Raw genomic sequence first — 10414 nt, forward strand, 5'->3', positions numbered from 1 at the left:
ACGCAAAGAATGATGATCTCCTGCTCGAAGTGTCGGCCTTTGAACAGGTCAGTCTTGCTTGGACAATTACGCATGCTGGGCAAAGACCGTCATTTTAGCCCAGCCACAAGTTTGCACCACAACCGTCTGGACCAGGGGCTTTCCCTGGGCCGGGCCGGACGATTGTGCATAGCCTGGATCAGCGTCCCATCCTGCGCGGCATCGTTGTCCTTCCGATCGTTCCGCGAACCCCGCTACACGCTGGCACGACCGCGCTGACTTGTCTATTGGCAATGGTCATCCGGTTGCCGGCTGATAACGTCTTTCGGCTGGAGACTGGCAGCAGCTGAGATTGGACGCGCCTGAACACAGGAGTCGGCACAGTAGCCGTTGGCGCGCGATGCGCTACAGCTCTAACCGGCTCGTACCGCCTATTTGGTCCGGTTGACGGCCTGCTGCAGAATCAAGCCAAGCCGGTCCAGGTCCACAGGCTTGACCAGGTGCTCGTTGAAACCGGCACGCAAAGACGCCGATTCGTCTTCCTTGCGGCCGCGGCCCGTAAGCGCGATCAGGAAGGGCCGCGGATCGGCTTGCGCAAGCTCGCTGGCCACAGTGAGCCCGTCGATGCCGGGCATGCCGAGATCGAGGATCACCACATCGGTGGGATCGTCCCTGAACCGCTGTAAGGCCTGCTCGCCATCGTAGGCGACGAGCACCCGCGCGCCACGTGCGCGTAGCAGGAGCGCCAGGGAATCCACAGCGTCGACATTGTCGTCGGCCACGAGGATGCTGGTCTGCAAGGCTGGCAGCGGCATGTCACTGGCATGGCCCTGCCCTGCCGGTGACATGTCTTCGCCGGGCAATGGCAGGCGCAGCGTGAAGGTGCTGCCCTGGCCCAGTCCCTCGCTTGCGACCTCGAGACTGCCGCCGTGCAACGCAGCCAGGCCATGCGCCAGGGACAGGCCGATGCCCAGGCCACCTTGCGCCAGGTGGCGCGCGCTGCCCACCTGGACAAAGGATTCGAAGACGTGCGCAAGCATGTCCGGCTCGATGCCGATGCCGTTGTCGCGTACCGAGAAGACGATACCGTCGCCGGTTACCGCGAGCCGGACCTCAATGCGCCCGCCAGGAGGGGTGTATTTCGCGGCATTGTTCATCAGGTTGGACATGATCTGCGCAATCCGAACTGGGTCGGCTTCGATCCACACGGGTTCGCCTGGAAGATCGACATCGACGTGATGGTGGCCAGCCTCGACGAGCGGCCGGCTCACTTGCAGGGCTTCCTGAACCAGACTCGACATCTCGACCGGCTCCCTGCGCAGTTCGATCTTGCCGCGGCTAATGCGCGAGACGTCCAGCAGGTCGTCGAGCAGCCGGCCCATGCGGGCGCTCTGACGGCTGATCATGGAGGCGATCCATTCCACGCGCTCATGGTCGGCCCGCTGGCTCAGCAGGAGAGAGGAGGCGTTGGCGATCGGTGCCAGCGGATTGCGCAGTTCATGGGCCAGTGTCGCGATGAAGACATCCTTGCGCTGGTCGGCTTCGCGCAGCTCGCGCATCGCTTGGTTGCGTTCCGTGATATCGAGCGCGAGCGAGAACACGGCGTCGACATCGCCCTGCGCGTTGCGCAGGGCCGAGTTATGCCATTCGCAGTGCAAAACGCGCCGGTCGCGGGTCACGTTGCGGTTTTCGCCCTTGATGTAATTGACGTTGCTGTGAACGAGGGTATTTGCCATTTCCTCGACCGTGCGCGCATCGTCCGGATGAATGAACCCCAGCGTACCGATCGGCTTGCCGACCACGTCGTCCGCGGCCCAGCCGAACAGTTCCTCGGCGCGCTTGCTCCACCGGCGCACGATACGATCACGCCCCCATTCGATGGCGGCCAGCGGCGTGTTCTCGAGCAGGGCGTGAAGACGCTCGAGGTGCTCGCGCTGGGCCTGCTCAGCCTGGACGCGCTCGGTAACGTCATTGATCACGACTACTTTCGCGACGCCGCTGTCGTCGCCAAGAATCGGCGCAGCGCTGACAGAGAAAAGACGCTGCTCGTCGCCCTCGCCCCAGCCCATGATCTGGTCCTCGAAGGCGCCGTCCCTCGCGGCGCGGGCGGCCTGTGCTGTCACCAGGGCCATGACGTCGGGACCGGCCAGGTTAAGCGTTTTGCCGGACATACCCCGCTTGACGAACGCCATACCGCGTTCGTTGACGATCGGGCGGTCGTTGTGTGCATCGAAGACGAACACGCCTTCGGGCAGCTGGCGCAGCACGGCCGCCAATAAGTCGTTGGACTTCTGCCGCGCCCTTGCTTCGATCATGTCGTCGAAGGCTGAACGCAGGCGCGCATGCACGCGCAGGTTTTCGATGCCAAGCACGCCCAGGACGAGCAGCGATCCGCTCAAGCTGCACAGCCGACCTACATACAGGCCTAGATCGAAGGATTCGCTGTCGAAGGACGACGCCAGCGTGATGTCGCACAGCCAGCTCAGCATCCCGACGCTCAGCCACAGGTCAAGCAGCGTGCGCCGCCGCTTTACAAGCAGGGCCCCGAGTGCCAGGACGGTAATCGTGATCGCGGCGCGGATCCCGGTGGCGTAGGCGGCGCCAGTGCGCGCATCCGCGGCGAGCGCCGGCACGTAGCGATCCAGGCCAGCATTGAGGGCGACCAGCATAGACAACAGGATCGCTAGCAGGAGCGTCGCTTGTTGCCATGGCAGGCGAGCCGATGGCGTTTGGCTCGTCAACGCATACGCGAGGACGCATGTCGACAGCATGCCGTGCCACGATATGTAGAGCCAGTCGTTGGCGTGGCTGTAATGCGTCAGCGGATAGATGCTGATGATCTGCGGGAAGAGGAGCGTATAGGCGCACGCGGCAATGGACGACATAAGAAACCCGCTTGCCAAGAGCGCGACCGCAGTGGAGCGGCGTAGCTCCAGTTGCCCTAACAGCAGCAGGGCGATCAGGAAGTGCACGATCGCCAGCCCGGCACTTTGGATGGCGATGATCCCTGCGGCCGGGCTAACTGGCGCCTCGACGAACGGGTAGAAGCCGACGAAGCCGAACACGCCGAGGGCGAGCATGAATATGACCGCACGACCTTGCACCTTGTTTGGTGGACGATTCGCGAGTTCGATGAGTTCCGGCTGAACGCTGAAAGACATGGCTGCTTTCCGTTGGTCGATGGCGGCGCTAAGGCCGACTCATTCTCGAGCTGCTCTCATGCTACAGTAAAATCACCGGACTTGAGAAAACGCAATAATTTCAGCACAAAAATGTGGCCGGGTAGTGTCCACTTGGGTTAGCGTTGGCCTGGTAAGAAATATGCAGTTGGCCCATACACAGGTTTTGCCGAGAAGGCGGTATCTTTCATGCGGTCGCGTGTTTTCGATCTTTCTAGAAGCCGTTTTCGTGCAGTCTCTCTGCCACCGGCTTTGTTGCGTAAATCAGGCTCGGCCAGCGTAGAACGCGTAGGTCTGGTAGCCTGAACGGGATGAAACCAGCTCCACAGAAGTACCGCACGACCAATTGGAAGACGTACAACGACGCGTTGAAGTCACGCGGTTCGCTGCTCATCTGGCTTGATCCGACGATGAACTGGCATGGGCAACCGAGCGGCAAGCGCGGACGTAGCCAGACGTTCAGCGACGAGGCGATCCAGTTCTGCCTGAGCATCAAGTGCCTCTTCAATTTACCACTACGCCAGGCCGTGGGGATGACGCAAAGCCTGCTGCACCTGGCTGGGCTCGACTGGCCGGTGCCGGACTACAGCACGGTCAGCCGGCGGCAAAAGACGCTGCAGGTGGCCATCGGCGCTGTCTCGAGCACGGCGGGCCTGCATCTGCTGGTGGACAGCACGGGCATTAAGATGCTGGGCGAAGGCGAATGGAAGACGAAGAAGCACGGCGCGGATTACCGTCGTCAATGGCGCAAGGTGCACCTCGGGATCGACGCGTCCACGCTCGAGATCCGGGCCATGGAAGTGACCGACAACAGTATCGGTGACGCACCTGTCTTGCCAGCGCTGCTGGGCCAGATTCCTGCTGACGAGCGCATTGCCAGCGTCAGTGGCGATGGCGCTTATGATACGAAGGACTGTCATGAAGCCATCGCCTTGCGCGCTGCGCATGCCATCATCCCAACCCGTAAGAACGCCAAGCCCTGGAAGGCAAACCGCTGTGGTGCCGATGCACGTAACGACATCTTGCGGGCGACAAAAAGACTGGGACGGGCAATATGGAAGAGATGGAGCGGCTACCACCGGCGTAGCCTTGTCGAAACCAAAATGCGCTGCTTCAAGCTGCTGGGTGAACGTGTCATGGCACGTGACTTCGACCGTCAGGTCGCGGAGCTACAGGTGCGGGCTGCGGTGCTGAACCGCTTCACTCGGCTTGGCACTCCGATCACGGTCCCGGTGTTATAAAACGAACTACAAATAGCGTCAGCTCGGCCTTCGCTCGATTTGCTCAACAAAGCCGGTCGGATGGGCTTTGTTGCGTAAATCAGGCTCGGCCAGGGTATAAGGCGTAGGTCTGGTAGCCTGAGCAGGATGAAACCAGCTCCACAGAAGTACCGCACGACCAACTGGAAGACATACAACGAAGCCCTCAAGGCCCGCGGCTCGCTGCTCATCTGGCTTGATCCAGTGATGAAGTGGCACGGCAGGCCAAGGGGCAAGCGCGGCCGTAGCCAGACGTTCAGCGACGAGGCGATCCAGTTCTGCCTGAGCATCAAGTGCCTGTTCAATTTACCACTACGCCAGGCCATGGGGATGACGCAAAGCCTGCTGCACCTGGCTGGGCTCGACTGGTCGGCGCCGGACTACAGCACGGTGAGCCGTCGGCAAAAGACGCTGCAGGTTGCCATTGGCGCCGTGCCGACCACGACAGGCTTGCATCTGCTGGTGGACAGCACGGGTATCAAGATGCTAGGCGAAGGCGAATGGAAGACGAAGAAGCATGGTGCAGAGGGCTGTGGTGCAAATTCTGCGTAAGGGACGAGCGTCCTGCTCATATATCCAGGTAGGTCACGCAGCCAGGACCGCTGCCCAGATTTCGGGCGTAGTTTGCCCCTGAGTTGGGAAAGCACGCAGGTCGAACTGCCCTTTGCGAATGCGATGCATGAGCTCCACGCCTCGAATTGTCGTGGCGGCGGAAGAGAAGCTCTTCAGTCCGAGCATGGCGCCCAGCCTTGACTTCACGTTGCGATGGTCCTGCTCAATCAAATTGTTCAGGTATTTTGACGAGCGAAGCTTTGCCAGCGCGTCAAGTCTTCCTTGCTGTTGAAGTTCTCGAACGGCCCGGTGGGAGGCTGCGTAGCCGTCCAGCGTGATGGTCTCGGGGGATCGACCTTGCGAACGCACGGCCTTACGAAAGAATGCCTTGGCGGAAGCGACGTTGCGCCGTGTGCTGAGCCTGAAGTCGACAGTCTTGCCCAACTCATCTACAGCCCGGTAAAGATAAGCCCACTGGCCGCGGATTCTGACGTACGTCTCGTCCACTCTCCAAGAAGTCCCTGCCTGCGCCGAGAAGCGACTCCAACGCTTATCGAACTCAGGCGCGTAACGTTGTACCCAGCGCAGAATTGTCGTGTGAGCGATCGGGAGGCCTCGCTCGGCCATCATCTCGACCAGGTCGCGGTAGAAAAGCTTGTAGCGCAGGTACCAACGCACGCAAAGAACGATGATCTCCTGCTCGAAGTGCCGGCCCTTGAACAGGTCAGTCTTGCTTGGACGGTTATGCATGTTGGGGCAAAGGCCGTCATTCTAGCCGAGCGCAGGTTTGCACCAGAGCCGCGTCAAGCTGCACGATAGAGCGTGCTCTCGGTTGCAGTGCAACAAATTATCTCCTAACATACACCTCAATGATGCTTTTGATGCAACTTTTTTGGAGGTATAGCTTTGCGTCCTTGTCCCTACACCCCGGATGTGGAAACGGCTTCCGAAGACGAAGCGCGCCTGACCGACGAGATCGTCGAACAGATGGCGGCTACCAACCGCTGTGCCTTTGAGCGCCACCGCCACGCAATCCGCGACGCCCATGCCAAGTCGAATGGTCTGCTGGTGGGCGAACTGGAGGTGAATGCGAATCTGCCGCCCGAGCTGCGCCAGGGCATCTTCGCCGAGGCGCGCATCTACCACGTCGTCGCGCGCCTGTCCTCGGCGCCCGGCGACATCCACTCCGACAAGATTCCGGCCCCGCGTGGCTTCGCGCTCAAGGTGATGGGCGTGGAGGGCGAACGCCTGTCGCCCGGCATTGCTGGCGCCAACCAGGATTTCCTGATGGTGAACTTCCCGGTGCTCGCCTTCGGCACCATCCCGAAGTACAAGCAGATGCTGGCGCTGCTCGAAGCGAACGCGCATGCGCCGGACACCTTCCAGCGCCTAGTGGCCGGCACCGCGCGCGGCGCGAAAGAGCTGGTGCAGGCGCTGGGCCTGGAACCGGGCGCGACCCTCGAAGGCCTGGCGCGCGACAACCACCATCCGCTCGGCGAGACCTACCACACGCAGGCGGCGATCCGCTTCGGCGACTACATTGCCAAACTCGCGCTCGCGCCGAAGTCCGCGGAGGTGCGCTCCCTGGCCGGGCAGCCGCTGCGCGAGGTGCACAACGCCTGCATGCGCGACGCCGTCAGCGCCTTCTTCGCCGAACATGACGCCGAGTACGAACTGTCGGCGCAGCTGTGCGTCGACCTGACGGCGATGCCGGTCGAGGACGCCGCCGTGCGGTGGAGCGAGGAGCGTTCCCCGCACCGCCCCATCGCCACGCTGCGCTTCCCTCCGCAGCCCACCGCGACGCCGGGACGCCAGGTGTACGGCGACGACGTCCTGTCTTTCAATCCCTGGAACGGCATCGAGGCGCACCGACCGCTGGGCGGCATCATGCGCATCCGGCGCGCGGCCTACGAGCGTTCGAGCGCATATCGGCACACGATGAACGCGCGGCCGCGCGTGGAGCCATCGCAACCTTCCGACATCCCGGACTAAGGAGCCAGAACCATGACCGACAAGACCACCGACCCGCGCCTGGACGACGAAACCTGGCTGCAGGAAGTCAGGCGCCGCATCGACGCGGTGGCGCACGACGCGCCGCAACTCGCCAAGATCGCGCTGGAAGCAATGGTGCGCAAGCACAATCCCGACCTGAAGGGCAGCGCCAGATCGGCCGGGCGCGCGGGCAAGCAGTCCGGCAACGTTTCCGAGCTGACCGCCATCGCGCCGCTCAAGCCGGGCGGCGCCGACCGCCTGCGCCGCATCTTCGATCTCACCAACGGCAATATGGATGGCGCCCAGCGCGTCTCCACCTTGCACGACATGCGCTTCGTCTTCTTCGACAACGACACCCGCATCCTGTTTGCCACCACCTATGACGGCGACTGGGACAGCTACATCAACGACTTCGCGACCAAAATTCCGGAACTGATGGACCTGCTGTTCGCGAACGTGGAGGGCTGGCCCGGCATCGCCAGCCCGCAGGTGAAAGACTTTATCGCATCGCACCAAATCGACGCCGCCGGCTGGTTTGTCGCCAATCCGCAGGTGACCGTGGTCGACACCCGGCGCTACCAGCGCATGGAAAAGGCGCTGGACGCCTTCTTCGACGCCATGGCCGCGCATCCGCCTACGGACGAGGCGACGCGCAAGGCGCTGGACACGCTCACGGCCACGATCTCGCAGCCGGAAGGGGTGGATTACTGACATGGGCCTGCTCAACGATCTGAAGGCGCGCTTCCGGCGCGAACGGGTTACGCTGGCCTTGGACGACATCCAGGCCCTGATCCTGCGTTCGCGTCCCGAACCCTATGTCGGCATCCACGCGATGCTACATTTCGACGATGCGGAAGGAGGACGCGACCTGGTGCGCCGCCTGGCCGCTCACATCCCTTCCGCAGCCGACTGGACCGACGATCGCGACGCCTGGACCGGCGCCGCGCTCAGCTTCCAGGGGCTGAAGGCCCTGGGCCTGCCGGAAGCCTCGCTCAAAACTTTTCCGCTACCCTTCCAGCAAGGCATGGCGGGCCGTGCCGAGCAGCTGCGCGACTTCGACGTCAATGCCCCTGAGCACTGGGATGAAGCGTTCCACCCCGGCGTCTGCCACCTCGCGCTGACGATCTATGCGCGCGATGAGGCTGCGCTCGAAGTGGCGCGCGCCAAGGCCATGGGCGAACTGGCGCGCTCGCATGGCGTGACCCTGGTCGGCACCCACGCATTCGGCGCCGATGCCGACGCCAAAAATCCCTTCGGCTTCCGCGATTCGATTTCGCAGCCCGCAGTTGCCGGCAGCGGCGTCGATGCGCTGCCGGGCCAGGAGCGCGCGATCGCGGCCGGCGAATTCATCCTCGGCGAAAACAGCGAGACCGGAGCGCCGGTGGCGATGCCTGAGCCGCCCGAACTAGGACGCAACGGTTCTTTCGTGGTGCTGCGCAAGTATGCCAGCCAGGTCGGCGCGTTCAACGATTTCGTGCGCAGCCATGCCGCCAGCGAATCCGAGGAAGAGCTGCTGGCGGCCAAGCTGGTCGGCCGCTGGCGCAGCGGCGCGCCCCTGATTCTAGCGCCCGAGCGCGACGATCCGGAACTGGGAGCCGACCCGGCCCGCAACAACGATTTCGACTTTTCGAAGGACCCGCGCGGCTTCGTCTGCCCCCACGCGTCCCACATGCGGCGCCTGAATCCGCGCGACAGCAGGCTGACGATCCTGACCGACGTGAATATCCACCGCATCATCCGGCGCTCCTCGACCTTCGGCCCTAAATGGAGCCGCGAGGTGACGGCGGCCGACGATGCGCGGGGCGAGCGCGGCATCTTCTTCATCTTCATTAGTGCGCGCGCCTACGACACCATCGAGTTCCTTCAACAGGAATGGATCAACCGCGGCAATTTCATCGACCTGGGCACCGAGCGCGACGCCATCGTCGGCCTGCACGAGACGCCTGGCAGCTTCACGCTGCCGCAGTCGCCGGTACGGCGCCGGCTGGACGGCGTGACCACTTTCAACCGGCTGAAGGGCGGCGAGTACCTGTTCATGCCCTCGCTGGGCGCGCTACGCTGGATCGGCGAGGCCGGCTGGACACGCTAGCGGTCTGCAGCCGAGTTCGCGCGGCAGATTTGCAGCCATTCGGTTATTTATGCAAGCGGTCGATGACCGCTTCTGGCCAGAGCAGACTTTGGACTATCTACGTACGACTGACCGTGGGCGCAAGCCAGTCTTATACCAGCTAAGTCCTACTTCATCCGGAACTGATCAAGCTTCTTTCCACCTGCTAATGCTTCGGCAACCCACTTCGGCTGACGGCCGCGGCCTGACCAGGTTTGAGAGCTGTCTGCGGGGTTTTCATACTGTGGTTTCACTTTTTGGCCACTTCCCTTGTCGGCTTTTTTGCCTGAAGAAGCAAGAAGCTCGTCCACTGATATCCCAGCGTCTCTCGCGATAGCTAAAATTTGATCGCGTGCGGTTTGCAAATCTTGCTGTTGACGGCCCTTGATCGCTTTCTCAACGTCATGTTGAAGGCCTTTTAGCTCGCTGAGGTTGTATCCGGAAAGGGCTTTGTTGAGCAAATCGGGCGAAGGCCGAGCTGACGCTATTTGTGGCTCGTTTTATAACACTGGGATCGTAATCGGCGTACCCAGCCGAGTGAAGCGGTTCAGCACAGCCGCTCGCACCTGTAGTTCGGCGACTTGACGGTCGAAGTCGCGTGCCATGACGCGTTCTCCCAGCAGCTTGAAGCAGCGCATTTTTGTTTCGACAAGACTGCGCCGATGATAACCGCTCCACTTTTTCCAAATCGCCCGGCCCAATCTGCGCGTCGTATGCAGAATATCGTTGCGTGCATCCGCACCGCGGCGAGTTGTCTTCCACGGTTTGGCGTTCTTGCGCGTTGGGATGATGGCATGCGCGGCGCGCAAAGCAATCGCCTCATGGCAGTCCTTCGTGTCGTAAGCACCGTCGCCGCTGAAGCTGGCAATCTTCTCCTCGACGGGAATCTGATCGAGCAGCGCTGGCAGAACAGGTGCGTCGCCGATGCTGTTGTCGGTCACCTCCATCGCCCGGATCTCGAGCGTGGACGCGTCGATTCCAAGATGCACCTTGCGCCATTGGCGACGATACTCCGCGCCATGCTTTTTCGTCTTCCACTCGCCTTCGCCCAGCATCTTGATGCCGGTGCTATCGACCAGCAGATGCAAGCCGGTCGTGGTCGGGACGGCGCCAATGGCCACTTGCAGCGTCTTCTGCCGACGGCTTACCGTGCTGTAGTCCGGTATCTGCCAGTCAAGTCCAGCCAGGTGCAGCAGGCTTTGCGTCATCCCCATGGCCTGACGCAGCGGCAAATTGAACAGGCATTTGATACTCAGGCAGAACTGGATCGCCTCGTCGCTGAACATCTGATTGCGGCCACGCTTGCCACTGGGCTGGCCATGCCAGTTCATCTTCGGATCAAGCCA

The 10414-nt window shown here is 62.2% G+C and carries 8 protein-coding genes and 2 pseudogenes; 5 read left to right on the forward strand and 5 right to left on the reverse strand.

Annotation, left to right across the window (positions count from 1 at the left end):
• Positions 1-74 (reverse strand): annotated as a pseudogene (locus tag ACI1V7_RS28395) (IS6 family transposase); the annotation flags it as partial.
• A 336-nt stretch (positions 75-410) separates the two neighbouring features.
• Complete coding sequence (locus ACI1V7_RS27955) at positions 411-3140, reverse strand: ATP-binding protein (RefSeq protein WP_404535917.1); 2730 nt, start codon at positions 3138-3140, stop codon at positions 411-413.
• 329 nt (positions 3141-3469) lie between these two features.
• Between ACI1V7_RS27955 and ACI1V7_RS27960 the strand changes: the two genes are divergently transcribed.
• Both ACI1V7_RS27960 and ACI1V7_RS27965 read left to right on the forward strand, forming a co-directional pair.
• On the forward strand, positions 3470-4399 hold the full coding sequence (locus ACI1V7_RS27960) for an IS5 family transposase (RefSeq protein WP_404535919.1): 930 nt from the start codon (positions 3470-3472) through the stop codon (positions 4397-4399).
• A 126-nt stretch (positions 4400-4525) separates the two neighbouring features.
• Positions 4526-4945: pseudogene (locus tag ACI1V7_RS27965) on the forward strand (IS5 family transposase); the annotation flags it as partial.
• Between the two features lie 57 nt (positions 4946-5002).
• Here the strand turns inward: ACI1V7_RS27965 and ACI1V7_RS27970 are convergent.
• The gene (locus ACI1V7_RS27970; protein WP_404535922.1) at positions 5003-5719 is read right to left on the reverse strand and encodes an IS6 family transposase; all 717 of its coding nucleotides are present in this window, start codon (positions 5717-5719) and stop codon (positions 5003-5005) included.
• Positions 5720-5902: 183 nt separating this feature from the next.
• Here ACI1V7_RS27970 and ACI1V7_RS27975 point away from each other — a divergent pair, with 183 nt between their 5' ends.
• The 3 genes from ACI1V7_RS27975 to ACI1V7_RS27985 are packed head-to-tail and all read left to right on the forward strand — an operon-like array spanning position 5903 to position 9050.
• Positions 5903-6961 carry a catalase family protein gene (locus ACI1V7_RS27975; protein WP_404535924.1) on the forward strand — a complete coding sequence of 353 codons (1059 nt, stop codon included), beginning with the start codon at positions 5903-5905 and terminating at the stop codon, positions 6959-6961.
• A 12-nt stretch (positions 6962-6973) separates the two neighbouring features.
• Positions 6974-7672 (forward strand): hypothetical protein, encoded by a 699-nt coding sequence (locus tag ACI1V7_RS27980; protein ID WP_290425785.1) that lies wholly within the window; start codon positions 6974-6976, stop codon positions 7670-7672.
• A gap of 1 nt (position 7673) precedes the next feature.
• Complete coding sequence (locus ACI1V7_RS27985) at positions 7674-9050, forward strand: Dyp-type peroxidase (protein WP_404535926.1); 1377 nt, start codon at positions 7674-7676, stop codon at positions 9048-9050.
• A gap of 146 nt (positions 9051-9196) precedes the next feature.
• On the opposite strand, the gene ACI1V7_RS27990 is transcribed toward ACI1V7_RS27985, so the two are convergent.
• Positions 9197-9529, reverse strand: a complete 333-nt coding sequence (locus tag ACI1V7_RS27990; RefSeq protein ID WP_404535929.1) for an H-NS histone family protein — start codon at positions 9527-9529, stop codon at positions 9197-9199.
• A gap of 39 nt (positions 9530-9568) precedes the next feature.
• A partial coding sequence (locus tag ACI1V7_RS27995; RefSeq protein WP_404535932.1) for an IS5 family transposase occupies positions 9569-10414 on the reverse strand: 846 nt, incomplete at its 5' end.

The organism is Massilia paldalensis (assembly GCF_044901715.1).
Classification (GTDB): domain Bacteria; phylum Pseudomonadota; class Gammaproteobacteria; order Burkholderiales; family Burkholderiaceae_D; genus Telluria; species Telluria paldalensis.

Bases quoted from the DNA above. Each gene is read 5' to 3' on its own strand.
- ACI1V7_RS27985 (WP_404535926.1), top strand. From the start codon at position 7,674: ATGGGCCTGCTCAACGATCTGAAGGCGCGCTTCCGGCGCGAACGGGTT.
- ACI1V7_RS27960 (WP_404535919.1), top strand. From the start codon at position 3,470: ATGAAACCAGCTCCACAGAAGTACCGCACGACCAATTGGAAGACGTAC.
- ACI1V7_RS27980 (WP_290425785.1), top strand. From the start codon at position 6,974: ATGACCGACAAGACCACCGACCCGCGCCTGGACGACGAAACCTGGCTG.
- ACI1V7_RS27955 (WP_404535917.1), bottom strand. From the start codon at position 3,140: ATGTCTTTCAGCGTTCAGCCGGAACTCATCGAACTCGCGAATCGTCCA.
- ACI1V7_RS27970 (WP_404535922.1), bottom strand. From the start codon at position 5,719: ATGCATAACCGTCCAAGCAAGACTGACCTGTTCAAGGGCCGGCACTTC.